This window comes from Allobosea sp. GW822-FHT03F07 (genome assembly GCF_058801345.1).
In genome coordinates, this window is the sequence record NZ_JBXAND010000005.1 from 18349 (window position 1) to 42708 (window position 24360).

Sequence of the window (24360 nt, forward strand, 5' to 3'; positions counted from 1 at the left end):
CATCGATAGCGGAGCCCCCGCGCCAAGACACCGAGGGATTGATCCTCCCCTCCTCGTTCCTGCGCTTCATCCTCTGGTCGGGAGGCTGGCATCAAGCGGCCGTCTGCGTCCTGTCGGTTGCGGTCTTCCTACTCAATGCGTCTCCGATTGAAACGCAAAGGCGGATTATCGACACGGCCGTCCACGCCGGCTCGCTCACCACGATTCTGACGCTCGTCGCCGTTCAATTCGCCATCCTATTGGCATTCGGACTGGCGAAGCTGGTCATGAACGTCTATCGCGCCTGGCTGGGCGAATGCGCCACCCGGGATCTGCGTCTCGTGGTCACGAGGCGGCTCGAAGGATTGAGTGCCGAGGATAGCGCTCTCGGCAGCGGAACCGGACTGGCGATGATCCTCGCCGAGGCGGACGATATCGGCGCCTTCGTAGGTTCAAGCCTGAGCCTGCCGATCGTCGAAGTCGGCTTTCTGGTAAGCGTCTTCGTCTACCTCGCCGTACTCGACATCAAGATGATGTTCGTCAGCATTCTCATTTTGACACCGCAGTTCGTGTTCGTGCCGCACGGTATCGAGGCGACGGCAACCGTGCTCAATACGGAGACGTCGCCGACAGATGCCCTCCTCTCCGAGGCTAGGCGGATTTCGGCGGACCTGATCGTCATCGGAGCCTATGGCCATTCACGCTTCAGGGAATGGGTGCTCGGCGGCGTGACCGCGGATCTGATCGACAGCTCCCCCGTACCGCTTTTTCTCGCTCATTAGCGTCGCGAGGCGGTTGCCTCGGGCGAGTTCCCCAACGGGCCAACCGCCTTGCTCAACTACTGCCTTGCAGTCGGAGAGCCGTTCATGGTTGCGACCGAGCAAGAACAGGGTCCGGGAAAAAGTGAACTAGCCGTTCGCGTCCGAGATCTCGAAGTCGTCTTCGGCACCAAGGCGGTGTTGGATCACCTCGATCTAGACATCATGCGCGGCGAAATTCTCGGCGTCATCGGAGCTTCCGGCTCCGGCAAGTCCGTCCTGGCGCGAACGATCCTCGGCCTTCTCCCCAAGCGAAGCGGCGTCATCGAGATCTTCGGCAGAGATCTCGATGACCTTCGGCAAAATGAGCGCAGAGCCCTCGAACAGCGCTGCGGCGTGATGTTCCAGCAGGGCGCCCTGTTCTCGTCCTTGACGATCGCGGAGAACATCCAACTCCCGATGCGCGAGCTTCTGCATCTGTCGCCGAGCCTGCTGACCGAAATGACGCTGCTGAAGATCGAGATGGTCGGACTGCCGCTCGATGCGGCACAAAAATACCCGGCCGAACTGTCGGGCGGCATGACCAAGCGAGCCGCCTTGGCCCGGGCGTTAGCCCTCGATCCGGACATTCTGTTTCTCGACGAGCCGACATCGGGGCTCGATCCAATCGCTGCCGACGCCTTCGACCAGCTTCTGCTGACCCTCAAGGCTAGTCTGGGCTTGACGGTGATGATGATCACCCATGATCTGAGCAGCCTGCACGCGACCTGCGACAGGATCGCGGCCATCGCGCGAGGCAAGGTTGTCGCCGTCGGAACGCTGGCGGACCTGTTGGACCACCAAGACCCCTGGCTCAAGGAATACTTCGCAGGTGAGCGTGGTCGTACTATTTTTGCGGATCAGTTGATGGCTTAAATGCCCGATTGACGTCAGTGGCGGTCCGCTTCGACAGCTCGTCCGCTTCCGAGGCCCGTTTAAGTCTCTTCCTCGTCCACGACATGGCGAAGCAGTTTGTTGTGCTGAAACTTGCCGGAGGCAAGGCTTGCTCGGGCTCCCCTTAAGCTACCGCATTCGTCCAAGGGCCAGACTTGCCTCCACGCCGCAGCGCAAACGGATTCACGCGAAGATCACCTTTCGGAAGCGGGCAAGCGCGACAGCGAAATAGGCCGCGCCGATCGCGCCGATCTTGGCGATCTCGGGCCAGACCACGTCGATCCCGGCGCCACGATAGAGTACGCCTTGTGAAAAGGCGACGAAATGCGGCGTCGGCGAGAAGGTCCGCATGAGCCATTGCAGCCACATCGGCATGCTTTCCATCGGGGTCGTCGCGCCGGACAGCAATTGAGTGACTACGAAGACCGGGATGGCGAGCAGGCCGAACTGGCCCATCGTCGTTGCCAGCGTGCCGAGCAGGACGCCGAGCGCCGCCACCGCGAAGGCATAGACCGCCGTGCCCAGCACGAAGAGCAGGAGCGAGCCGGCGATCGGCACGCCGAGCGCCCATTCGACGACGAAGACGAGCGAGGCCACCGCCGCGGCCAGGATGACCAGCGCATTCGCCGTCATTTTGGCGAGCATGATCTCGACCGGCGTGACCGGCATCACCAGCAGGTGCTCGACAGTGCCCTGCTCGCGCTCGCGGATCAACGCCGCGCCGGTCAGGATGATGGTCAGCAGGGTGACGTTGTTCAGCACCTGCATCACCGAGCTGAACCAGCCGGAATCGAGATTGGGGTTGAAGCGCGCCCGCACCACCAGACTGATCGGCAAGGGCGTCGTGGTCTCGCGCCCGGCCTGCCGGTTGGCGATCTCCTGGGCGATGATCTGCTGGATATAGACCGCGCCGTTGCCGGCCTGGGTCATCGCCGTCGCATCGATATTGAGCTGCAAGGCCGTCTGCCGCCCGGCCAGCAGGTCCGCTTGGAACCGGGGCGGGACTTCCAGCACAAAGACGAGGCGGCCGGAATTCATCTCGGCGTCGATCTCGCCGGCCGCCATGCGCTTCGACAGCTTGAACAGGGGCGGGCCGAAGGCGCCGAGCAGGCTGCGCGAGAACTCCGACTGGTCCTCGTCGACGATGCCGATGGTGAGGTCGCGCGCCTCCAGCTTTACGCCGTTGGCGACCGTGTAAACCGCGACGGTGAAGGTGTAGGCGACCAGCACCAGCATGATCGGATCGGCCCGCAGGCTGCGCAGCTCCTTAACGACGAGGCGCAGGATGTTCTGGAGATGGATCAGGAGCGGGGCCATCTCAGGCTTCCTGCTTGCGCAGCGCCAGTTGCGCGACGACGAGGAAGAGCAGGAAGAACCCGGCCAGTGCCAGCAGATTGGGCCAGAGCTCGGCCGCGCCCAGCCCCTTGGTGAAGACGCCGACGCTAACGGGTTGGTACCAGGCGGGCGGCAGGCTCATGCCGATGATCCGGCCGCCCCCCGAGAGCGAGGCAACCGGCACCATCAAGCCGGAGAAATTCACCGCCGGGATGATCGACAGGATCGCCGTGGCGAAGACCGCGGCGACCTGCGTGCGCGTGAAGCTGGAGATAAGCTGGCCGAAGCCGGTCGTCGCCGAGACATAGAGCAGGGTCGCGAGCCCCAGCACCCAAGCCGAGCCCTTTATCGGCACCGCGAAGACGATCAGCGCGATCACGACCAGCATGACGAAGCTGCCCATGGCGATGGCGATATAGGGCAGTTGCTTGCCGAACAGGAATTCGAAGCGGCTGATCGGCGTCGAGCGGAAATTGGCGATCGAGCCGGTTTCCTTCTCGCGGACCACGCCGATCGCCGACATGATCGCCGGGATCAGGATCAGCATCAGCATGATCACGCTCGGCACCATCGCATTGGCGCTCTTGAAGTCCTGATTATAGCGGAAGCGGGTCTCGATCGTGACCAGAACCGGCGCATGGCTCGATGCTGCATGGGCAGCGGTGAAGTCCCGCGTATATTGCGCGGCCAAACCCGTGACGTAGCCGCGCGTCGTCTCCGCCCGGAATGGCATGGCGCCGTCGAGCCAGACGGAGAGTTCGGGTGTCCGCGCTGCCATCAGGTCGCGGCCGAAAGAGGGCGGGATCTCGATCGCGAGCTGGAGTTCGCCGCTGCGCAGACGCCGGTCGAGCTCCTCGGCCGATCGGATCGGGGCCCGCTCGGAGAAATAGCGCGAACTGGAGAAGGCCTCGACCAGTTGCCGGCTCTCCATCGAGTTGTCCTGGTCGAAGGCCGCGAATTTCAGGTTCTCGACGTCGAAGGAGATCCCGAAGCCGAAGGCCAGCATCAGCAGCACCGGCCCGAGAAAGGCGAAGCTCAGCCGGATCGGGTCGCGCAGCAGCTCCATCGTCTCCCGCCGGGCACAGGCCCAGAGTCGGCGCGGATCGAAAAGGAGCGCCGCCGGCGCGGGCCGGAGAGCGGCGGGGGGCACGGCGCCCTGCTCCACCGGTGCATCCTCGATACCGGCGGCCTCCTTGAGATAGGCGACGAAGGCCTCTTCCAGCGTGTCGGCGCCGCGTTGCTCCACCAGCTCCTGCGGCGTGCCGACCGCGAGCACCTTGCCGGCATGCATGAAGGAGATGCGGTCGCAGCGCTCCGCCTCGTTCATGAAATGGGTCGAGAGGAAGATCGTAACGCCGTCGTCGCGCGACAGGTCGATCAGCGTGCGCCAGAAGGCGTCCCGTGCGATCGGGTCGACGCCCGAGGTTGGCTCGTCCAGGATCAGCGTCGTCGGGCGGTGCAGCACCGCGACGGCGAGTTGCAGGCGTTGGCGGATGCCCAGTGGCAGGCCGTCGGGCCGCTCGTCGGCGACAGCCGCAAGATCGAAGCGGGTCAGCAGCTCGGCGATCCGGCCGGGAATCTCGGCCGGCTGCAGGTGGTAGAGCTCGGCATGCAGCACGAGGTTCTGGCGCACCGTCAGCTCGCTATAGAGCGAGAAGGCCTGCGACATATAGCCGACATGACGCCGCGTCTCCATGTCGTCGGCTGCGAGCGGCTGGCCGAAGAGTTTGGCCGTGCCTTCGCTCGCCGGCAGCAGGCCGGTCAGCATCTTCATCGTCGTCGACTTGCCGCAGCCATTGGAGCCGAGGAAGCCGAAGATCTCGCCACGGCCGATGCGGAAGCTGACATGGTCGACCGCGACGAAATTGCCGAAGCGCCGCGTCAGCCCCTGGGCCTCGATCGCAGGCGCGGCGTCGTCGCTGATCGTCCGCGGCCGCAGCACCACCTCCTGATGCTGCGCGCGCTTGGCTTCCGGCAGCAGCGCGACGAAGGCGGCTTCAAGCGTCGGTTGCCCGGCCTTGTGGCGCAGCTCGGCCGGCGTGCCGGTCGCGATCGCCTTGCCGTCGTCCATGGCGACGAGCCAGTCGAAACGCTCGGCCTCCTCCATATAGGCGGTGGCGACGATGACGCTCATGCCGGGGCGGCGGGTGCGGATCGTGTCGATCAGGTCCCAGAACTGGCCGCGCGAGAGCGGGTCGACGCCTGTGGTCGGCTCGTCGAGGATCAGTAAATCAGGATCGTGGATCAGCGCGCAGCAGAGCGAGAGTTTCTGCTTCATGCCACCGGAGAGCTTGGCGGCCGGCCGGCCCTCGAAGGGGTCGAGCCCCGTCGCCTTGAGAAGCTCGTCGATGCGGCTGCGGCGCTCGGCGGCATCCTGCCCGAACAGTCTCGCGTGGAAATCGATGTTCTCGAAGACCGAGAGCGTCGGATAGAGGTTCCGTCCCAGCCCCTGCGGCATATAGGCGATACGCCCGCGCCGGGCCGCGCGCTCGGTTGTATCGCTCAGATCGCCGCCGAGTGCATGGACGCTGCCCCGCTGGATCTTGCGCACGCCGGCGACGAGCGCGAGCAGGGTCGATTTGCCGACGCCGTCCGGCCCGATCACGCCGATCATCCGGCCGGAGGGGATGTCGAGCGTCAGCGCGTCGAGAGCGGTCACCCTGCCGTAGCGATGCGTCACGCCGGAGAGGCTGGCGGCCGGGCCGTTCTCCGTCATGGCAGCTTCACGGCGAGCGAGTCGGGCCATTTTGCGCTGGGCGAGGTCCGCACGAAGCCGAGCCCGCGCACGCCGGTCTTCACCTGCCGATGGTACTTCGCGAGCAGTTTCGGATCGACCTGAAGCTTGGCGCGGAAGACCAGCTTCTCGCGCTCTTCGGCGGTCTCGACGGCCTTGGGCGTGAACTGCGCGTCGGAGGCAACAAAGCTCACCGTTGCCGGAACCACATATTGCGGCACGGGATCGAGGATGATGCGCGCCTCGTCGCCGAGCGCGAGCTGCCCGGCCTGCGCCGCCGGCAGGTAGATCGTCATGTAGACATCCGACAGGTCGAGGATTGTGACGACGCGGGTGCCGGCCGCGACCACCTCGCCGGTTCGGGCAAGCTGGTATTGCACGCGCCCGCTGCGCGGCGCGAGCAGAACGAGATCGACCAAGATGGCCTTGATCTGCTCGGCGTCGGCCTCGGAGGCGTGGATCGCGAACTGGGCCTGGTCGCGCTGCGCCTCGGCGGCGCGCAGTGCAGCGTCGGCCGCGGCGGACTTGGCCGAGCGCTGGTCGTCTACCTGCTTGCTGAGGTAGCCCTTCGCGACCAACTCCTTGCCGCGCTCGGCATCGGTCCGGGCGAGAATCTGGTCACTCCTGCGCTGGGCGATCAGGGCCTCGGCTTCGGCCAGCGCCTGACGGGCTCGCAGCACCTGCGCCTGAGCGGCGCGTAGCTGCGCCTCGTATTCCGGCGAGGAGATCCGGGCGATGACCTGGCCGGCGGTGACCTCGTCGCCTTCCTTGACCGTCAGATCGGCCAGCCGGCCTGCATATTTCGACGAGACGTCGACCTGCGTCGCCTCGAGGCGGCCATTGGTCTTGACGATGCCCTCAGGCATCGTGTCGCCCCGCAGCCGCTCGATGAGTGCCCTGATGCGGGATTGGGCCTGCGCCACGGGCGTCGACAGGAGAAGTGCAGCGAAAAGAGCCGTTGTAGCAAAAACACAAGGACGCATCTCAACTCTCCGCTGCAGGCAGGCGATACAAGCTCACGGACCATCTCCTTAGCATGCGGCAACCGGCCACCCCGGCCTCGCCGGCCTCGCCGAAGGAAGCTGGTTTAAGAAACCATATACTGCGCAGGAGCTGGCCCCACACCTGCGCGTGCTGCTCGACTGAAGTTTCGACAAGGTACGACAGCCCCCTCATGTCTTCACGGCGCGCGTCCCTGACCGCGCGCATGCCGGACTGAGCCAACCGCCGCAGCGCCAGCCTGTAAGCTGATCGCCGCAAGAGCGGCCGCGGCGACAATGTCGATATTCTCCTGTGCCGAGATCCTCGTCCATTCGGTCGCAGCCCCATGCCGGGCAATCTGGGCCATCACGACACTGGGGGTGGCGTCGGAAGGATCACCGCGACGCTCCATTACCCGTCGCACGAGCGCATCTTTCGGCGCTTCAAGCCAAAGGCCGCAGAATGGCACGCCGGTGCGCCGAGCCACCTCCCCGATCCGCTCGCGTTCGATCCGGCGGTCGAACACGGCGTCGGCGACGGCGGCATGGCTCTGCGACAACGTCACTTCGGCAGCCTGCATCATGGCGGCATAGGTTCGGGTTGAGACATCCGCGCCATAAGCATCGAGCGGTAATCGGGTCTCCGCAGGAACACCATAAAGCTTCTTCCTGATCCGATCGGTCGCGGCTATGCGGGCGCCCGGGGGCGGGCCCAGCAGTGGTGCAAGCTTCGCCGCAAGCGTCGATTTCCCCGAACCCGAATAGCCGCCGATAGCGACCAGGACAGGAGGTTTGCACCTTAGGAGGCGGCGGCAAAGGTCGAGATAGCTTCTCGCCTCGGTCAAGCGGTCGGACACGGACCTCCCACTATCGACCGCAACGACATGAGCCCGAACTGCGGCTCTCACCGCCATGAAGAACGGAAGCAACCGGACTCCCCGCTCGTCGTCGACCGCGTCGAGGTAGCGGTTGAAGAGGAGGTTGGCGAGTACTTCAAGATTCCGGTGCCAGAGGTCCATGAGCACGAAGGCGAGATCATAGAGAACATCCACGGTCGCCAGGTCCTCATCGAACTCGAGGCAATCGAAGAGCAACGGATTGCCTTTGAACAGGCAGATGTTGCGCAGGTGCAGGTCGCCATGCCCGCGGCGGACCTTTCCCTCGCGGGCTCTCTGGTCGAGCAAGACCGTATGACGCCCGAGCGCTTCCCGACAGCCGGTGATGATGGGTTCGATTTCGCTGCGCGAGAGAATATCCGCATCCGCGAATGCTCGCTCATTGATCGCGAGCACGCGTGCCATCCGCTCGGCCCCCTCGCGATCCGACGAGACGGGGGCGGCGCGATGGAATCGAGCAATCGCACCGGCGAGCTCAGCGATGTCGGGCGCGGTCAAACGCTCCCGCTGCGCCATTCGATCGAACAGGAAGGTGTCGTCGAAGCGTTCCATTTCCAGGACGGCATCAACCAGTTCGCCCTGGCCGTTCAGAGCGAGCTCGCCATTTCGTTCCCGCGTAATTCGATGGACCGCGTGGTAGAGACCTGGAGCCGTCCGACGGTTCAGCATCAGCTCCCGCTCGCACATCGCCAACCGCCGTTCCGGCGTCGACAGATCGACATAGGCCAACTTGACGGCGCGTTTCAGCTTGAGGGCACGGGATCCGATCAGCAGCACGATCGAGATGTGGGTGGAGACCAATTCGACCCACTCGGCGCCACCGCCAAAAGCGTCGCATGAGCCGAGGAAGCAGATCGTTTCATTCTGGCTGTCCGTCGGCATGACGTGTCTCCGGTCGAAGAACCACTGTCGCCCCTCCCGGCGAAATCACCTTGATGCTCATCAAGCTCGGCGGCCAGGGTTCTCGAAATTGGAGCAGTACCGACGCTTCGCGAGGACTCGTCTCGGGAGCTGGGCGTCATCCTTGACGATAATCAAGGACAGCCGCTGGCGTTGCGATCAAGGAGCACGGCGTCTATTGAGTCAGGGTCGAAGGGAAATGCCCGGTAGTTCAATTCCTTTTCCGATTTTGACCCTTGGAACATGCCGCAATCGATGAGGATGTGAGCCTCGTCCGTCCGAAGCGAGAAGCAGGAACCGGTGACCGCGTGAGCCGCTCCGTGAAAACAGAGACGGATTCCGGTTTCCTGCCGACTTTCGACCTCCGTCATTGTCGATCTCCGAAAAGAGCAGCAGCCCTTGGGCCGAATGACGCCTTCGCAGCACAGTCCATCGAAGCACGCCTTGAGAACGATCAAATTCGCTGCTGATGCGTTCCTTTTGCGCTGGATCAAGGCGGGGTCGAGAACCGTCGCGATCCTCGTCAAAGACCAGACCCGACTTAGGGAGCGCAGCCATGGACCTCCGGATTCCGCACGATGCCTGGGTGATCGTATGCGATGCCCGCAAGGCGATGTTTCTGAGAAACGAGGGCAGCCCGACGCAGCCCAAGTTCGAAGTCGACGAGGTGATGGAAGCCTCCGCGAACCCGCCGAGCGGTCGACAAGGAACGGACCGGCCAGGCCGCATTCAAAACGCGGTCGGCCCCACGAGCGCGACCGAGGAAACGGATTGGCACGAACTGGCCGAGACGAAATTTGCGCGCGACACGGCTGCCGCCCTCAAGCGTCCCAATCAATCCGGACTGCCCCGGGACATCGTGCTGGTGGCGCCGCCACGTATCCTCGCAGGGCTTCGCCAACATCTCGATGGGGAAGCGCGTGCTCGCATCCTAGCGGAAGTCGACAAGGACCTGACCAAGCACCCCGTCCACGAAATTGAGCGGCTGCTGTCGAGCGCATAGGGATCGGCCTGATCTCGAGAGTCATCCGAGGCAAATGCAGGGTGCGCGCCCAAACCGCGCTCAAGGCAGCCTCGCTGGAGGAGTTCCATCATGCCCTATGCGAGCAATACGGATCTGCCGCCACCGGTGCGCGGTCATCTGCCGGAGCATGCGCAGGACATCTATCGCGCGGCTTTCAATCACGCCTTTTCTTCGCACGCCGCCGATGTCGATCAGGAGGAAATCGCTCACCGCATCGCCTGGGCGGCGGTCAAGCACTCTTATGTCAAGGATGGCGACCAATGGGTTCCCCGGAGAGACCATCGCGTTTCGGAGCAGCGGCCCTAACGACGGATTTTCATGCTGGGCGAATGGGCGGTTGAAGACGGAACGCTCGCTGCCGAGAACCTCATGCTGGCCGCTCATTCACTCGGACTCGGCTCATGCTGGATCGGTCTCGCGCAACGCTGGCTTGAAACGGAGGATGGCAGGCGCACCATCGAGCTCCCGGCTGGGTTCATGCCGATCGCACCGATCATCATAGGCTATCCGTCGGAAACAGCCGTTGCCGTTCCGAGAACACCCGCCCGCGCTCGTTGGATTGGAAGCAAGATCGAGCTTTGAAAGCTCCCAATGGAATTGGAACCAATCCGCCCGCTATGGCTTCATTCTTGTATGCTTTTAAGATAATCGACGATTGCTTTGATCCTCGCGGATTCCGGTGCTTCCGGATTGCCATTGGACAGTTCGCGCCCCCAAACCGGCATCTCGTAATTGCCGTGAGCCCGAAGCGACTTCCTGCCGTCGATCACGTTCACAAGAAAACGTTCGGGAAACACACCGCCGTTATTCCGCATCAGCCTGCGCAGGTCGGAAGGCTTGGTTCTCAAGGCGGGAGCGACCACGCCATCGCCGGCGCCGCCTCGCCCATGGCAGCTCGCGCATTTGCTGTCGAACTCAGCCTTGCCGCGATCCGCTTCGACCGCCCTGGCTTCGAACGACGGGAGAAGTCCCAGAATGAAGGGAATGCAGAACGTGGCTGCCGCTATTCCGAACCTGAGCTGTGTCATGATCGGTCCAACCTTGCGTGGGATGCCGCTCCCGGGGCGTGCAGCCGCCGAATGTCGGCCGCTCCGAGTTCATGTAACGCATGGATTGGTCGAATCCGTTTTGACGCTCGTCAATGAACTCGAAATTTCGACGTTGGCTAGCCCGCGGCGTCTCTCGGCGCGCTGGACATCACCCTATCTCCTTCGTGATGATAATCGGGACGAGGCAGGCTCGCGGCCGGTGCGCGTTTGACTGTGATTGAGCACCGAAGCGCGACCCCGTTTCCAATGTTGTCTAAACCATTCAAGCTACGAGGTTATCTTCCTCGCCAGAAGGGTCACAACCGGCGCCGATTGCGACCGCCGTGAAACGAAAATTATTCATTTGAATCAATTAGTTAAAGACATGGCTCGCGGGGTCAACGTTGGGCGCCTACTCGCACGCTTCGAGGGTGTTAGAATTGTCGCGGGGTACGGTCCGGATCGTGTATGAACGCCGACTGGATGAGCAGCGTATCGTTTCCCGCGGCGCGGTCGGCTCGTGGGCAGGCTGGTCGCCAAGATTAGGGTTACGCTGAAACCCATCTATGGCTTCCGCAATAGAATCATCTTCTCCTGCGTCATGTCGCGCATGGTGAAAGGGATACCTCCGGTGCCGTAACCCGACTCGCGCCGGCCGGCGAAGGGCATCCAGTCCGTCCGAAAAGTCGTGGGATCGTTGATCATCACGGCAGAAGCATCGAGTCGGTTGGCGGCGCGCAGGGCGATGTCGATGTCCTGTGCGAAGATACTGGCCTGAAAGGCGACAGGCAGCGCGTTAGCCTGTGAAATGGCGTCGTCCAGCTGGGCATAAGGGAAAATGCAAACCACCGGCCCGAAAATCTCCAACTGCGAGACCTTGGCGTTGGCCGGCGGTGACAGGAGAACCGTCGGCTCCAGCGTCGTCTCCGACAGGCGCCCGCCGCCGGTCGCCAAACCCGCCCCCGTTTTCACGGCCTCATCAACCCAGGATTCGATCCTGTCGGCTTCTTTCGGCAGGATCAGCGGACCGACCTCGGTGGCCTTCGAAACGGGATCGCCGACCCGCAGCGCCTGCACTCGCGTGACAAGCCGCTCCGTGAACTCATCAGCGATATCCTGGTGGACGAAGATGCGCTGCGTCGACACGCAGACCTGGCCGGCATGGTAGTAGCCGCCCTTGACGATCGGCTCGATAATCTTGTCGAGATCGGCGCTGCGATCGACGATCGCCGGGGCCGCTCCGCCATGTTCCAGCGCCGACCGCGCACCATGTGCGAGCTTGGAGTGCAGGTACCAGCCGACCTTGGCCGAACCAATGAAGCTGAGAAAGGCGATGCGCGGGTCGGTCGCAAGCTTTTCAGCAAGCTCGGTGGTCTGCGGGATGAAGCTCTGGCACCAGGCCTCCGGCAGGCCGGCCTCGTGCGCCAGGGCGACGAAGTCGAGGCAGGAGAGCGGCGTCGTGCCGGCCGGCTTGATGATGACGGGGCAGCCGACCGCGATCGCGGGCGCGACCTGATGGACGATCAGGTTTAGCGGATGGTTGAAGGCCGAAATCGCGCCGACGATGCCGATCGGTTCCCGGGTGGTAAAGCTCCAGCGGTCCACGGCGGCCGGGGACAGCCCCATCGGGATCTCGCGGCCGGCGAGGTTGCGTAATTCGTCCGCGGCGTTGTGAATGCCGTCGATGGCGCGAGTCACCTCGATGATGGCGTCGGGCAGCGGCTTGCCACCCTCACGCGCGATCTGCATGGCGAGATGATCGCGCTTGCCCTCCACCAATCCGGCGAGCCGGCGCAGGATCGCCATCCGCTGATGCGGTTTGAGCCAGCGGTCGCGGTCGCGGAAAGCCCGCTGCGCGGCCGTGAGCTTCGCTTCCAGCGCGGCTGCATCATCGGTCGCGATCTCGGCGATAATGGCGCGGTCAAAAGCTTGGACGACCTGCAGCATCGTAGATCTCCTCAGGCGAGCTGGATGTCGGGGCTGCGGTTGCGCAGCTCCTCGACGAGCACGCGGGTATTCTCCGAATAGTCGATGGGAATCTCGACGAGATTGACGCCGCCTCCCGCGAAGGCCGCCTCCAGTGTGGAGACAAGGTCGTCGGCAGCCGTGACGCGCGAGCCTTTGGCGCCATAGGCTTGTGCGTAGCGGACGAAGTCGGGATTGCCGAAGGTCATGCCGAAATCGGGGAAGTTGTCGACCGACTGCTTCCAGCGGATCATGCCATAGGCGTTGTCGTTCAGGATGACGACGACGAGGTTGAGGCCGAGCCGGACGGCGGTTTCCATCTCCTGCGAGTTCATCATGAACCCGCCATCGCCGCACACCGCCATGACGCGGCGCTCGGGGTAGAGCATCGCCGCCATCATCGCCGAGGGTAGCCCAGCGCCCATCGTCGCCAGCGCATTGTCGAGCAGGAGCGTGTTGGCGACATGGGTGCGGTAGTTCCGGGCGAACCAGATTTTATACATGCCGTTGTCGAGACAGACGATGCCGTCCTCCGGCATGACGGCACGTACATCGTGGACGATGCGCTGCGGCGTGATTGGGAAACGGTCCTCCTCCGAGCGATCGTTGATCTTGGCCAGGATCTTCTGGCGTAGCTCCAGCATCGAAGGCTCCGCCACTAGCTTGCCTTCTAGCCTGTCGGCGAGCCCGGTTACGGTCGCGCCGATATCGCCGATCACCTCCGCGTCGGGATGGTACACCTGTTCGACATTGGCCGATTGGTAGCCGATGTGGATGACCTTCGAACCGCCCGCGCTCTTCATCAGGAACGGCGGCTTCTCGATCGTGTCGTGGCCGATCGCGACGATCAGGTCGGCATGGTCGACGGCCTGGTGAACATAATCGCGCTCGGAAAGCGCAGCGGTACCCATATAGAGGTTCGAACCGCCGGTCACGGCGCCCTTGCCCATTTGCGTGTTGAAGAACGGCAATCGAGTGCGCCGAACGAAGGACGAGAGCTCGTCGACGAGACGGGGCCGGTTGCCGGCGGCGCCAATCATGACGAGCGGGCGCTTCGCAGCCAGGATCATCTCGGCAGCGCGGTCCAGCGCTACGCCTTGCGCGATCGGCCGCTCCAGCGGATGGATCGGAATCAGTGCGGCATCGTCAATTTCCTCGGCAGCGACGTCTTCGGGCAGTTCCAGATGGACCGGCCCCGGCCGCTCCTCCGTCGCTACGCGGAAGGCGTCGCGCACCACCGAAGCGATGCTGGCCGCACTGACGATCTGGCGCGTCATCTTGGTCAACGGTTTCATCGAGGCGACGACGTCGACGATTTGAAAGCGCGCCTGCTTGGCCGTCAGGATTGCCTTCTGGCCCGTGATCAGGATCATCGGCATCGCGCCCAGATGCGCATAGGCGGCACCGGTCGAAAAGTTGAGCGCGCCCGGCCCCAGCGTCGCTATGCAGACGCCGGGTTTGCCCGTGAGCCTTCCATGCGTAGCCGCCATGAAGGCCGCCGCCTGCTCGTGCCGCGTCAGGATCAGTCTAATGCTAGACGTGCGCAGGGATTCCAGGACGTCGAGGTTTTCCTCGCCGGGAACGCCGAAAATGCGATCCACCCCCTCGTTCTCCAGAGCGGCGACCAACATATCCGAACCCTTCAGCATGGCGGAATGTCCTTTCGTTCCAATGAGAGGTAACGACGGCGAGGAGAATTTGAGAGGGTACGCTGACGCAGTACCCCCACCTGGGGCAGGCCGGCTTGCGTCATCTGGCCCGAGAAACCTCCATAGCTTCATGCAACGCCGCTCGATGATCACATAGGACTTGCGCAATCTGTTCCGCTGGAGCCGCTGAAGAGTTTTAACGCGCAAGGCCTCGAGAAGACACCACAATGGTCAACTCTGGTGGGAATCTAGTGCCTCGATTTCACGCATGGATGCGTCCGAACTTTCGAGGAGACGCGCCCTCAGACGCGGTACCGTGAAGTCGAGGAAGGCGCGTAATTTCGCCGGCATGAAGCGGTTCGGCGCATACACGAAGCTGATGGGTTGTGGCGGGGGCTGGAACTCCTGCAGAAGCGGAACGAGTTCGCCGGATCTGACCGCATCGGCGACGTGATAGGTGAACGCCACGGTGACCCCGATACCGGCGCGCGCGGCGTCACAGGCCGATTCAAGATTGCTCGCGACGAAGCGCGACTTCACAGGCACCACATACTCGGTCTGATCCTTCTTGAATCGCCAGACATCTGGAGACTGTATCGGCGGATAGCTGATGCAGTCATGCGCGGAGAGATCGTGGGGCGATCTCGGAACTCCACGAGATTTCAGATAGCCCGGGCTCGCGAAGGCCGCGCGGCGGATCTCGCCGACACGGACGGCGATCAGACTGCTGTCGGCGAGATCCCCGATGCGAAGCGCGACATCGATGTGCTCCTCGAGAAGATTGATCGTCCGATCCTGCAAGCTGAGCCGCACGTCGACCTCCGGATAGGTCGCCAGGAATTCGACCAGGACCGGCTGCAGATAGACGCGGCCAAGTGCGACGACGGTCGACACGCTGAGCTCGCCCCGCGGCGTCGCGTACTCGCCAGCGGCCACACGCTCGGTCTCGGCGATATCGGCGAGGATCCGCCTCGCGGCTGCAATGTAGGAGCGCCCGACATCCGTCGGCACGAGCGCGCGGCTCGAGCGGTTGAACAGCTTGGTCTGCAGATGCGCCTCAAGCTCGGCCACTTTTCGGCTCACCGTCGCGAGGGGCGCCTTCTGCCGGCGCGCCGCAGCCGAGAGACTGCCGGCCTCCGCAACCGCGACCACCATCGACATGGCCTCGAGCCGATCCATCGACATTTCCAATCTGCGGAAGGATACATCTCGAATCTAGCAGATACACCGGATTTCCAGAAGGGCTTATCCACCCGGCAACGGACACAGACCACCCGGAGGATACCGAGATGCCCAAGCTTGAAACCAAGGGAACCGCTGCCATAACCGGAGCCTCCAGCGGCATCGGCGCGATCTATGCCGACCGGCTCGCCAGGCGCGGCCATGACCTCCTTCTCGTCGCCCGTAACGGCGAGCGGCTCGCCGCGCTGGCGCAGCGGATCACAAGCGAAACCGGCCGCTCCGTCGAGACGGTCAAGGCCGATCTCACCTCCCCGGCCGATCTGCGGCGCGTCGACGAGATCCTGCGGGGCAACGCCGACATCTCCATGCTGGTCAACAATGCCGGCGTCGGCGCAACGGCGCCGCTCGTCGCCTCCAACGTCGATGAGATGGAGGAGATGATCCGCCTGAACGTCACGGCGTTGACGCGCCTGACCTATGCGGCGGCGCCGGCGTTCCTCGCTCGCGGCAACGGCACGATCGTCAACGTGGCCTCGGCGGTCGCGGTCGCCCCGGAAATCCTGAACGGCGTCTACGGGGCGACGAAGGCCTTCGTGCTCGCGCTGACGCAGTCGCTCCTTCATGAACTCGCCGGCAAGGGCCTCCGCATCCAGGCGGTTTTGCCTGGCGCCACGGCGACCGAATTCTGGGATATCGCAGGCACGCCCGTTCACCAGCTTCCGGCGCAGATCGTGATGTCCGCCGACGATCTCGTCGACGCCGCGCTGGCGGGCCTCGACCTCGGAGAGACCATCACCATCCCGTCCCTGCCCAACCGGACGGACTGGGACCGCTACGAGGCGGCGCGCCGAGCGCTGGCCGAAGCGATCCCGAATGCCATCGCTGCTCCCCGCTACGGCCTGCACCAGGGCCGGCAGGCCAACGCCTGATCCGGACAAGCAAGGAGATCGTCATGAAAATCCTCAGCACGACCGCTGCCGTCGATCACGACCGGCGCCGGCTCCTGGGGCTGGCCGCTGCCGGACTGGCGGCCGGTGCCGTCAACCTCATCCCGTCGTCCCCTGCAGCAGCCCCTGCCGGCGACGCCATCCGCCCCTTCCGCGTCGATGTTCCGGACGCGCAGCTCCTCGATCTCCGCCGGCGCATCGCCGCCACACGCTGGCCGGACCGGGAAACGGTGAACGATCGTTCGCAGGGCAACCAACTCGACACCCTCGAGGCGATCCTTCGCCATTGGGGCACGGGTTACGACTGGCGGAAGGTCGAGGCGCGCCTCAACACGCTGCCCATGTTCATCACTGAAATCGACGGCGTCGACATCCACTTCATCCATGTCCGTTCGCGACATGAGGATGCCCTGCCGCTGATCGTGACGCATGGCTGGCCGGGCTCCGTCATCGAGCAACTCAAGATCATCGATCCGCTGACCGACCCCACGGCCCATGGAGGCACAGCCTCGGACGCCTTCCATCTCGTGATCCCGTCGATGCCGGGCAATGGCTTCTCCGGCAAGCCGAGGGACAAGGGCTGGAACCCCGATCGCATCGCCCGCGCCTGGGCGGAGCTGATGCGCCGTCTCGGCTATGCCCGCTATGTCGCCCAGGGCGGTGACTGGGGCTCGCCGGTTTCCAGCGCGATGGCGCGCCAGAATGTGCCTGGGCTGTTCGGCATTCACATCAACTTGCCGGCGACGGTGCCGACCGAGATCGCCGCAGCGCTCGCTGGCGGCGGGCCAGCGCCTGCGGGCCTCTCCGGCAAGGAGCGCGCGGCCTATGACGCGCTCGACCTGTTCTACAAGAAATATCGGGCCTATGGCGCAATCATGGGCACGCGTCCGCAGACCATCGGCTACGGCCTGTCGGACTCGCCGGCCGGGCTCGCGGCGTGGATCTTCGACTACAACAACGGCGAGCCTGAACGACGGCTCGATCGCGACGACGTCCTGGACAATATCACGCTGTATTGGCTGACGAATTCGGCGACCTCGGCCGCGCGCCTCTACTGGGAGACCGCCGGTCAGAGCGTCGTCCTGTCGGCCGCCCAGAAGACCGCCGAGATTTCGCTTCCCGTCGCGATCTCGGTGTTTCCGGAAGAGGTCTATCGTGCTCCAGACAGTTGGGCACGGCGCGCCTACCGCAACCTCGTCTACTTCAACGAGGTCGACAAGGGCGGCCACTTTGCCGCCTGGGAGCAGCCGCAGCTATTCGCGACGGAGATTCGCGCCGCCTTCAGATCGCTTCGGCCCGCACGCTGACGAGGCGCTCGGCCGGCTCGGCATGCGGCGTACTGACCGCGTGCCAAGTGTCAGGCAACCAGGTGGTTGCGTCCGGCCATGCCGCGAACACACACATCAAGGAGACCGACCATGAACACGCGGTTTCGAACGATCAACCTTCATCGCCGGCATCTCCTGGGCGCCGCCGTCGCCACGGTCGCCGGCGTCCAGATCGGGATACCCGCCGGTGCGGCGCCAGGGCAGGCTCAGAGCGTTTCCGATCAGGCGCGGAAAGCCGAGATCGGCTTCGTCGCGATCGATCCGGACATCACGCTCAGGAGGATGGTGCTGAGGCACCCGAGCCCGAAAGGCACGGTGCTGTTCCTGCACGGGTTTCCGGAAACCCTATATGCCTGGAAGGACATCGGCGAGAGCCTCGCCGACGACTACGAGATCCACGCCTTCGATTGGCCGGGCTATGGCCTCTCCTCGCGCCCGACGGTCGACAGGTTTTCGTTTTCGCCGAAAGACTATGCGCGCGTCCTGGACGGTTACATCGCGAAAGCCCGCATCGACAGCGCGAAGCTCACGATCTACGCGACCGATATCGGTGCTCTCCCGGTGCTCCTCCTGGCGCTGGAGAAGGCCGATATCGCAAGGACGATCATCGTCGGCGACTTCGCGCCGTTCGACAGGCCCGGCTACATGTATGAGAGCCTGCAGAGCCTGAAGGCCGACCCTACAAAGGAACAGGCTCGTGTCCAGCTGAATAGGAACCGCGAGGACATCCTCGAGAACGCCTTCAGGAGAGGCTTGCCGAAAGAGGCCCAGTTCGAGATCTCGCGAGCGCTCAAGGACGACATGGCGCATGGCTGGAGCCACGGCGCGATGACGACAGCTGACGCCTTCGCCCACTACTACGCTCATTTCACGCGCGACCAGAATGACTTCGAGTCGCGGCTGGGCGGGCTCAGGACCACGGTCAAGGTGATTTGGGGCGAGAAGGACCTCTACATCAGGAAGGAAATGGGGATCGAGTTCGCCGAACGAATCCGGGCCGAGCTCACGGTTCTTCCCGGCATAGGGCACTATCCTCACCTCCAGAGCCCAAGGCGGACCTCCGAGGAAGTGCGCGCCTCGTTCCGATGAACCGTCGCCACCTTTTGCAGAATTGATGACGAAGAGGCGCCGAGCTTCGGCGCGCATATCACACCGATCAGGAACCTCTGGAGAACAACCATGACCGCACGTCTCGATTACAATCAGGTCGCTCCTGGCGCCGTGAAGGCCCTTGGCGGCGTCTATGGCTATGTCATGCAGAGTGGCCTTGCCGCCGAACTCGTCGAACTCGTCTATCTGCGGATCTCGCAGATCAACAACTGTGCTTATTGCCTCGATATGCATAGCCGCGAGCTAATCAGAAGGGGCATGAAGGTCGAGAAGCTCGCCCTGGTCCAGGCTTGGGCGGAATCCGGCAACCTCTTCAGCGAGCGCGAGCGGGCGGCGCTCGCCTGGGCAGAAACCGTGACGCGCGTATCCGAGACCGGCGTGCCGAACGACGCTTTCACGGCCGCGCGCCGAACCTTCGAGGAGAAGGAACTGGTCGACCTCACAGTCGCGATCAGCCTGATGAACGCCTACAACCGCATGGCCATCAGCTTCCGGAACACGCCGAAAGCCGTGCTTGAGCATCCGACGCCGATAGCCGCCTGAGGACGCAGGTTGCTCCGGCGGCAGAGGGAGCAATGACCAGGAATGAGCCGGGAGGCGGACATCGCCCTTTGCCCGCCGGCCTGGCTCACTCCCGCGCGTGCTTGATCAGGTTGTCGCGGAGCTTGACGATCGACTTCTGAGTATTTGCGAACTCGTCAGGCTCCATGCCAGTCGCCTTGACCAGCGTCCTTTGCGCCCCCCGTTCGCGCAGGCTTCGCCCCTTCTCGGTCAAGCTGACGATGACCTGCCGCTCGTCGCTCGCGTCGCGGCGGCGGCGGAGATAGCCGAGTTCCTCGAGCTTCTTGAGGATCGGCGTCAGCGTATTCGATTCAAGGAAAAGCTTCTCGCCGAGAGCCTTGACCGTCTGATGATCCTGCTCCCACAGCGCGACGATCGCGATCCACTGCGTATAGGTCACGCCCAGCTCTTCCAGGATCGGCTTGTAGGCCCGGCCATAGGCTAGGTTGGCCGAATAGACGGCAAAGCACATGAAATCGGCGAGGTTCGCCGTCGCGAGGCGATCTGGCTTCGATGTGGTCATGGGCGCCGTCCTTTTCGCAGCGGGTCGAGGTGATCCATATAAATCGGATACGATTAAATCGGAAGGCCTTGACAACCGAGGCCGCGCCACCATATGACTCGTATCCGAATTAATCGGATACGATTGATCAAGAAAGGACGCACCGTGACGACCAAGATCATCTACACCGGCAAGACCCACACGACCGGCGGCCGCGACGGCGCCGCGCGCAGTTCGGACGGCCGCCTCGACGTCGCCCTCTCCTCACCGGGCTCGGCGGGTGCAGGCACCAATCCCGAGCAGCTCTTCGCCGCCGGCTGGTCCGCCTGTTTCATCGGCGCGCTCGGCTTCGCAGCCGGTGCCCGCAAGATCCGTCTCCCCGCCGACACTGCCGTCGACGCCGAGGTCGACCTCGCCAACACCGATGGCGGCTACCACCTGCGCGCGCGGCTCAATGTGAGCCTTCCGGGTCTGGAGCGCGAGGTCGCCGAGGCGCTTGTCGAGGCCGCGCATCAGACCTGCCCCTACTCCAAGGCCACACGGGGCAACATCGACGTGGTGACCAGCGTCGTCTGACGCCCCGCCGGACCGGCGGCCGCGCCCTGCCTCTGTGGCGCGGCCGCCTGATCGATCCCCAAGGCCTCCAATCGCTTTCAGCCAACCGGCTCAGAAGGATGGGCAGATGACCCTTTTCACCTTGGCCTATCTCGCAGGCGTGCTGACGATCATCTCGCCCTGCATCCTGCCGATCGTGCCCTTCCTCCTGGCGCGGGCGGACCGGCCCTTCGCGCGAAGCGGCCTTCCCATGTTGCTGGGATTGGCGGGCGCCTTCGCGGCGGTTGCGAGCCTGGCGGCATTCGCTGGCGGCTGGGCCGTCGATGCGCACCGCTTCGGCCGCGCGGCCGCGCTGGTCGTCATGGCCGTATTCGGCCTCGGACTGGCCGTTCCGTCGATCGCCGCCGGCCTTTCCGCTCCCCTGGTGGCTGCCGGATCTCGGATGAGCGCTTGGGCGCAGAACGGCCGCTCCCCGGTCGCCTCGTCGATCGCGCTCGGCGCGGCGACCGGGCTTCTCTGGACGCCTTGCGCCGGGCCAGTGCTCGGCCTGATCCTGTCCGGCGCGGCGCTGGGCGGCCCGAGCGCGCAGACCAGCGCGCTGCTGCTGGCCTACGGCCTGGGAGCCGCCACCTCGCTGGCGGCCGCCCTTCTGGTCGGGCGTCAGCTGACCGCGCGGCTGCGACCTTCTCTCAGCTGGATCGAACGCGCCCGCCGGGTCGCCGGGATCGCCGTCATTGCCAGCGTTGCGGCGGTCGGGCTCGGTTTCGACACGCGCCTGCTGCAGCCCTTGTCGGCAGATCTCACTGCCAATCTGGAGAACGAACTGGTGAAGCGGGTCAACGCTCCGGTGGGGTGGTTGAACACTCCCGCGGAAGCAGCGGCTCCTGTCACGCTATCCGGCCCGCTCACCTCCTTGCTCAACCAGCCGAGCTGGATCAACACGCCGCCTCTTCGCGCTGACGATCTTCGCGGCAAGGTCGTCGTCGTCAACTTCTGGACCTACTCCTGCATCAACTGCCTGCGCGCGCTGCCGCATGTGAAATCATGGGCGCAGACCTACAAGGATCAGGGTCTTGTCGTCATCGGCGTTCACACTCCGGAATTCGCCTTCGAGAAGCATCCGGCCAATGTGGCGCGCGGCAGCGCGGCGCTTGGCGTGGACTACCCGGTGGTGCTCGACAACGATTTCCGTATCTGGCGAGCCTTCGGCAACGCTGGCTGGCCCGGCATCCATATCCTCGGCGCTGATGGCCGGATCCGTCATCAGGCGACCGGCGAAGGCCGCTACGAGCAGTCGGAGCGGATGATTCAGCAGTTGTTGAGGGAAGCGAACGCCCGCGACGTCGGTGAAGCCGTTCGCCGGGTCGATGGCCAGGGAACCCAGAAAGAAGCCGACTGGGGCAATCTGGGCTCGCCCGAAACCTATCTGGGCCATGAAAAGGCCGAGCGCTTCGCCTCTCCCAGCGGCCTCACCCGGGACGCGCCGCGCGCGTACCGGCATCCCGCCGCGGTGCCGCTCAATTTCTGGAGCCTGTCCGGCACTTGGACCGTCGGCTCCGAATTCGCCACGCTGAACGAAGCTGGTGGCGGGCTACGCTACCGTGTCCAGGCCCGCGACCTGCACCTCGTACTGGTACCCGGCGTCCCCGATCGGCCGGTCCGGTTTCGCGTCACGATCGACGGCGCCGCGCCGGGCGCCAGCCACGGCTCCGACATCGACGAGCAGGGTTACGGCACCGTTCGCGACGGCAGGCTCTACCAACTCGTGCGCCAGGCCGGGCCGGTCGCGGCGCGGACCGTCGAAATCGAGTTCCTCGACCCGGGCGTGCGCGCCTACGCCTTCACCTTCGGTTGAAGCCGCCGATCCCGCCGCGCTTTCAGCCCTCAAGCCAAACCATGGAGAACGACCATGCCAGCTCCCAGCGCTCCCGAGCCCATCGACCGGAACCGCCGACGCCTGCTGACGACCGCGGCAGCGGCGCTCGCCGCCACGCATCTCGGCCCCGTCGACCAGGCGGCAGCCCAGCCAGCTGCGGCATCCGCCTCCGGCAGCTTCCCCACTCTCAAGCAGATTGACGCCGGGGTCCTCAATATCGGCTATGTCGATGCCGGCCCGGCCGATGGGCCGGTCGTGGTCCTGCTCCATGGCTGGCCGTACGACATCCACAGCTATGTCGATGTCGTACCGCTGCTGACCGCACGGGGCTATCGGGTGATCGTGCCGCATCTGCGCGGCTACGGCAGCACGCGTTTCCTGTCGGACGCGGCGCCACGCAATGGGCAGCAATCGGCGCTCGCGGTCGATGTGATCGCGCTCATGGATGAGCTCAAGGTCGAGAAGGCTGTGCTCGGCGGCTACGACTGGGGCGCACGCACGGCCAACATCGTCGCGGCGCTCTGGCCGCAGCGCGTCAAGGCCATGGTTTCGGTCAGCGGCTATCTGATCGGCAGCCAGAACCTGAACCGGATGCCGTTGCCGCCGAAGGCCGAGCAGGATTGGTGGTACCAATACTATTTCGCGACCGAGCGCGGCCGCGCCGGCTACGAGCAGCACACGCATGCTTTCGCGCGGCTGATCTGGCAGACCGCATCGCCGCGCTGGGCGTTCGACGACGCCACCTTCGCGCGCAGCGCCGCCTCTCTCGACAATCCAGATCACGTCGCCATCACGATCCACAACTACCGCTGGCGGCTTGGTCTGGCGGAGGGCGAGGCACGCTATGACGATCTGGAGCAGCGGCTTGCCCAGGCGCCGTCGATCGCCATGCCGACGATCACCATCGAGGGAGACGCCAACGGCGCACCACATCCTGATCCGGCAGCCTACGCCAAGAGGTTCACGGGCTGGTATCAGCACAGGACCCTGACCGGCGGCATCGGGCACAACCCGCCGCAAGAGGCGCCCGCCGCCTTCGCCGATGCGATTGTCGCGGTCGATCGCGCTTGAACGACGTCGGTGAATGACGGAATTTGGGCGCCTCGCGGGGCAAAGGGCGTGCATGGATCGCATCGATGCGATGAGGGGGTTCATCGCCACCCTCGATGAAGGCAGTCTCGCCGGGGCCGGCCGTCATCTCGGCCGCTCGCCGGCGGCGGTAAGCCGGGCGGTCGCATTCCTCGAGCAACAGGTCGGCGCCACCCTGCTGCACCGGACCACCCGCGCGATCAGACTGAGCGAAATCGGCGAGCGCTATGCCGCGGCCTGCCGCCGGGTCCTCGCCGAGTTGCAGGAGGCCGAGGCCGTCGGCGCTGGCGAGCGCGTCGCGCCCCGCGGCACCCTGACCATCACGGCGCCGCCGATCAGCGGCGAGGAGATCCTGCGCCCGATCGTTGACGCCTATATCGAGGCCTTCCCTGCGGTCTCGGTCAATCTCGTTCTGCTCGTGCGCGGCGCGAACCTGATCGAGGAAGGGATCGACATCGCCCTGCGCATCCTGGACTTGCCGGATTCCTCGATGACGGCCATCCGTATCGGAGGCGACGTGAAGCCGGTGATCGTCGCCGCGCCGCGGTATCTGAGCCAGCATCCCCGCATCGACGAGCCGGCAGACCTGACACGGCACAGTATCATCGCCTGTACGGATTTCGGACGTGACAGCTGGGTCTTTCCGCCTGCGAAAGGCGGTACCATCCCGCGCTCTGTACCGATCAAGCCACGGCTGACGGTCAATAGCGTTAGGGCGGCGTTGGGCGCGGCCGTCGGCGGGCTCGGCGTCACGCGCCTGCTCACCTACCATGTTGCCGAGCGGGTGCAGGATGGCACGCTGCAGCTCCTGCTGCGCGATGCAGAACCGCCGGCCCGCCCGGTCAATCTGCTGCTGCCGCAGGGGCGCTCCTCGGTCCCCAAAGTCCGTGCATTCCTGGACTTTGCTGTCCCGCGCCTGCGCGCCGACTTTGCCCGGCTCTCGGCGGTGTCGATTGCGATGACCAACTGACACGGCGAGGCAATTCTTCCATCTGAAGGAAGAATGCCTGCCGAACGACGGGCATTCAG

The 24360-nt window shown here is 64.6% G+C and carries 22 protein-coding genes and 1 pseudogene; 13 read left to right on the forward strand and 10 right to left on the reverse strand.

Annotation, left to right across the window (positions count from 1 at the left end):
- Positions 1-38 precede the first annotated feature (38 nt).
- Together AC1RMY_RS15790 and AC1RMY_RS15795 are read left to right on the forward strand one after the other, a co-directional pair.
- Positions 39-761, forward strand: a complete 723-nt coding sequence (locus tag AC1RMY_RS15790) for a universal stress protein (RefSeq protein WP_492866032.1) — start codon at positions 39-41, stop codon at positions 759-761.
- Positions 762-845: 84 nt separating this feature from the next.
- Positions 846-1652 carry an ABC transporter ATP-binding protein gene (locus tag AC1RMY_RS15795; protein ID WP_492866034.1) on the forward strand — a complete coding sequence of 269 codons (807 nt, stop codon included), beginning with the start codon at positions 846-848 and terminating at the stop codon, positions 1650-1652.
- A 201-nt stretch (positions 1653-1853) separates the two neighbouring features.
- Here AC1RMY_RS15795 and AC1RMY_RS15800 read toward each other — a convergent pair whose 3' ends face one another.
- The 5 genes and pseudogenes from AC1RMY_RS15800 to AC1RMY_RS15820 all read right to left on the reverse strand — a co-directional run.
- Positions 1854-2987 (reverse strand): ABC transporter permease, encoded by a 1134-nt coding sequence (locus AC1RMY_RS15800; RefSeq protein ID WP_492866036.1) that lies wholly within the window; start codon positions 2985-2987, stop codon positions 1854-1856.
- A gap of 1 nt (position 2988) precedes the next feature.
- Complete coding sequence (gene rbbA, locus AC1RMY_RS15805; RefSeq protein WP_492866038.1) at positions 2989-5721, reverse strand: ribosome-associated ATPase/putative transporter RbbA; 2733 nt, start codon at positions 5719-5721, stop codon at positions 2989-2991.
- Complete coding sequence (locus AC1RMY_RS15810; protein ID WP_492866040.1) at positions 5718-6722, reverse strand: HlyD family secretion protein; 1005 nt, start codon at positions 6720-6722, stop codon at positions 5718-5720. Before AC1RMY_RS15810 ends, rbbA begins: the two co-directional genes overlap by 4 nt.
- Positions 6723-6919: 197 nt before the next feature.
- Positions 6920-8497: a bifunctional aminoglycoside phosphotransferase/ATP-binding protein gene (locus AC1RMY_RS15815; protein WP_492866042.1), complete on the reverse strand. Its 1578-nt coding sequence runs from the start codon at positions 8495-8497 to the stop codon at positions 6920-6922.
- 179 nt (positions 8498-8676) lie between these two features.
- Positions 8677-8886, reverse strand: a pseudogene (locus AC1RMY_RS15820) (MBL fold metallo-hydrolase); the annotation flags it as partial.
- Positions 8887-9071: 185 nt separating this feature from the next.
- On the opposite strand from AC1RMY_RS15820, the gene AC1RMY_RS15825 reads away from it, so the two are divergent.
- The 3 genes from AC1RMY_RS15825 (at position 9072) to AC1RMY_RS15835 (ending at position 10121) form a co-directional block, all read left to right on the forward strand.
- On the forward strand, positions 9072-9518 hold the full coding sequence (locus tag AC1RMY_RS15825; protein WP_492866044.1) for a host attachment protein: 447 nt from the start codon (positions 9072-9074) through the stop codon (positions 9516-9518).
- 90 nt (positions 9519-9608) lie between these two features.
- Positions 9609-9845 carry a ChaB family protein gene (locus AC1RMY_RS15830; RefSeq protein ID WP_492866046.1) on the forward strand — a complete coding sequence of 79 codons (237 nt, stop codon included), beginning with the start codon at positions 9609-9611 and terminating at the stop codon, positions 9843-9845.
- A 12-nt stretch (positions 9846-9857) separates the two neighbouring features.
- Positions 9858-10121 carry a nitroreductase family protein gene (locus AC1RMY_RS15835; protein WP_492866048.1) on the forward strand — a complete coding sequence of 88 codons (264 nt, stop codon included), beginning with the start codon at positions 9858-9860 and terminating at the stop codon, positions 10119-10121.
- 41 nt (positions 10122-10162) lie between these two features.
- On the opposite strand, the gene AC1RMY_RS15840 is transcribed toward AC1RMY_RS15835, so the two are convergent.
- From AC1RMY_RS15840 to AC1RMY_RS15855, 4 genes are all read right to left on the reverse strand, one after another.
- Positions 10163-10567: a c-type cytochrome gene (locus AC1RMY_RS15840; protein WP_492866050.1), complete on the reverse strand. Its 405-nt coding sequence runs from the start codon at positions 10565-10567 to the stop codon at positions 10163-10165.
- 564 nt (positions 10568-11131) lie between these two features.
- Positions 11132-12514, reverse strand: coding sequence for an aldehyde dehydrogenase family protein (locus tag AC1RMY_RS15845; RefSeq protein ID WP_492866052.1), 1383 nt, complete (start codon positions 12512-12514; stop codon positions 11132-11134).
- Between the two features lie 11 nt (positions 12515-12525).
- On the reverse strand, positions 12526-14181 hold the full coding sequence (locus AC1RMY_RS15850) for an acetolactate synthase large subunit (protein WP_492866054.1): 1656 nt from the start codon (positions 14179-14181) through the stop codon (positions 12526-12528).
- Positions 14182-14412: 231 nt separating this feature from the next.
- Positions 14413-15360 (reverse strand): LysR family transcriptional regulator, encoded by a 948-nt coding sequence (locus AC1RMY_RS15855; protein WP_492866056.1) that lies wholly within the window; start codon positions 15358-15360, stop codon positions 14413-14415.
- 110 nt (positions 15361-15470) lie between these two features.
- On the opposite strand from AC1RMY_RS15855, the gene AC1RMY_RS15860 reads away from it, so the two are divergent.
- From AC1RMY_RS15860 to AC1RMY_RS15875, 4 genes are all read left to right on the forward strand, one after another.
- A complete protein-coding gene (locus AC1RMY_RS15860; RefSeq protein ID WP_492866058.1) occupies positions 15471-16292 on the forward strand; it encodes an SDR family NAD(P)-dependent oxidoreductase in 822 nt (273 codons plus the stop codon).
- Positions 16293-16315: 23 nt separating this feature from the next.
- A complete protein-coding gene (locus tag AC1RMY_RS15865) occupies positions 16316-17617 on the forward strand; it encodes an epoxide hydrolase family protein (RefSeq protein ID WP_492866060.1) in 1302 nt (433 codons plus the stop codon).
- 111 nt (positions 17618-17728) lie between these two features.
- Positions 17729-18727 carry an alpha/beta fold hydrolase gene (locus AC1RMY_RS15870; RefSeq protein ID WP_492866062.1) on the forward strand — a complete coding sequence of 333 codons (999 nt, stop codon included), beginning with the start codon at positions 17729-17731 and terminating at the stop codon, positions 18725-18727.
- Positions 18728-18817: 90 nt separating this feature from the next.
- The gene (locus AC1RMY_RS15875) at positions 18818-19291 is read left to right on the forward strand and encodes a carboxymuconolactone decarboxylase family protein (protein ID WP_492866064.1); all 474 of its coding nucleotides are present in this window, start codon (positions 18818-18820) and stop codon (positions 19289-19291) included.
- Between the two features lie 85 nt (positions 19292-19376).
- Here AC1RMY_RS15875 and AC1RMY_RS15880 read toward each other — a convergent pair whose 3' ends face one another.
- Complete coding sequence (locus AC1RMY_RS15880) at positions 19377-19832, reverse strand: MarR family winged helix-turn-helix transcriptional regulator (RefSeq protein ID WP_492866066.1); 456 nt, start codon at positions 19830-19832, stop codon at positions 19377-19379.
- A gap of 93 nt (positions 19833-19925) precedes the next feature.
- Here AC1RMY_RS15880 and AC1RMY_RS15885 point away from each other — a divergent pair, with 93 nt between their 5' ends.
- The 4 genes from AC1RMY_RS15885 (at position 19926) to AC1RMY_RS15900 (ending at position 24301) form a co-directional block, all read left to right on the forward strand.
- A complete protein-coding gene (locus AC1RMY_RS15885) occupies positions 19926-20387 on the forward strand; it encodes an organic hydroperoxide resistance protein (protein WP_492866068.1) in 462 nt (153 codons plus the stop codon).
- Between the two features lie 106 nt (positions 20388-20493).
- Positions 20494-22221, forward strand: coding sequence for a redoxin domain-containing protein (locus tag AC1RMY_RS15890; RefSeq protein ID WP_492866070.1), 1728 nt, complete (start codon positions 20494-20496; stop codon positions 22219-22221).
- A gap of 54 nt (positions 22222-22275) precedes the next feature.
- On the forward strand, positions 22276-23313 hold the full coding sequence (locus AC1RMY_RS15895; protein ID WP_492866072.1) for an alpha/beta fold hydrolase: 1038 nt from the start codon (positions 22276-22278) through the stop codon (positions 23311-23313).
- Between the two features lie 52 nt (positions 23314-23365).
- Complete coding sequence (locus tag AC1RMY_RS15900; protein WP_492866074.1) at positions 23366-24301, forward strand: LysR family transcriptional regulator; 936 nt, start codon at positions 23366-23368, stop codon at positions 24299-24301.
- The last annotated feature ends 59 nt before the right edge of the window (positions 24302-24360 follow it).

Bases quoted from the DNA above. Each gene is read 5' to 3' on its own strand.
- AC1RMY_RS15825 (WP_492866044.1), top strand. From the start codon at position 9,072: ATGGACCTCCGGATTCCGCACGATGCCTGGGTGATCGTATGCGATGCC.
- AC1RMY_RS15800 (WP_492866036.1), bottom strand. From the start codon at position 2,987: ATGGCCCCGCTCCTGATCCATCTCCAGAACATCCTGCGCCTCGTCGTT.
- AC1RMY_RS15815 (WP_492866042.1), bottom strand. From the start codon at position 8,497: ATGCCGACGGACAGCCAGAATGAAACGATCTGCTTCCTCGGCTCATGC.
- AC1RMY_RS15875 (WP_492866064.1), top strand. From the start codon at position 18,818: ATGACCGCACGTCTCGATTACAATCAGGTCGCTCCTGGCGCCGTGAAG.
- AC1RMY_RS15855 (WP_492866056.1), bottom strand. From the start codon at position 15,360: ATGGATCGGCTCGAGGCCATGTCGATGGTGGTCGCGGTTGCGGAGGCC.
- AC1RMY_RS15870 (WP_492866062.1), top strand. From the start codon at position 17,729: ATGAACACGCGGTTTCGAACGATCAACCTTCATCGCCGGCATCTCCTG.
- AC1RMY_RS15880 (WP_492866066.1), bottom strand. From the start codon at position 19,832: ATGACCACATCGAAGCCAGATCGCCTCGCGACGGCGAACCTCGCCGAT.
- AC1RMY_RS15895 (WP_492866072.1), top strand. From the start codon at position 22,276: ATGCCAGCTCCCAGCGCTCCCGAGCCCATCGACCGGAACCGCCGACGC.
- AC1RMY_RS15795 (WP_492866034.1), top strand. From the start codon at position 846: ATGGTTGCGACCGAGCAAGAACAGGGTCCGGGAAAAAGTGAACTAGCC.
- AC1RMY_RS15885 (WP_492866068.1), top strand. From the start codon at position 19,926: ATGACTCGTATCCGAATTAATCGGATACGATTGATCAAGAAAGGACGC.
- AC1RMY_RS15860 (WP_492866058.1), top strand. From the start codon at position 15,471: ATGCCCAAGCTTGAAACCAAGGGAACCGCTGCCATAACCGGAGCCTCC.
- AC1RMY_RS15840 (WP_492866050.1), bottom strand. From the start codon at position 10,567: ATGACACAGCTCAGGTTCGGAATAGCGGCAGCCACGTTCTGCATTCCC.
- rbbA (WP_492866038.1), bottom strand. From the start codon at position 5,721: ATGACGGAGAACGGCCCGGCCGCCAGCCTCTCCGGCGTGACGCATCGC.
- AC1RMY_RS15900 (WP_492866074.1), top strand. From the start codon at position 23,366: ATGGATCGCATCGATGCGATGAGGGGGTTCATCGCCACCCTCGATGAA.
- AC1RMY_RS15890 (WP_492866070.1), top strand. From the start codon at position 20,494: ATGACCCTTTTCACCTTGGCCTATCTCGCAGGCGTGCTGACGATCATC.
- AC1RMY_RS15850 (WP_492866054.1), bottom strand. From the start codon at position 14,181: ATGCTGAAGGGTTCGGATATGTTGGTCGCCGCTCTGGAGAACGAGGGG.
- AC1RMY_RS15830 (WP_492866046.1), top strand. From the start codon at position 9,609: ATGCCCTATGCGAGCAATACGGATCTGCCGCCACCGGTGCGCGGTCAT.
- AC1RMY_RS15835 (WP_492866048.1), top strand. From the start codon at position 9,858: ATGCTGGGCGAATGGGCGGTTGAAGACGGAACGCTCGCTGCCGAGAAC.
- AC1RMY_RS15810 (WP_492866040.1), bottom strand. From the start codon at position 6,722: ATGCGTCCTTGTGTTTTTGCTACAACGGCTCTTTTCGCTGCACTTCTC.
- AC1RMY_RS15865 (WP_492866060.1), top strand. From the start codon at position 16,316: ATGAAAATCCTCAGCACGACCGCTGCCGTCGATCACGACCGGCGCCGG.
- AC1RMY_RS15845 (WP_492866052.1), bottom strand. From the start codon at position 12,514: ATGCTGCAGGTCGTCCAAGCTTTTGACCGCGCCATTATCGCCGAGATC.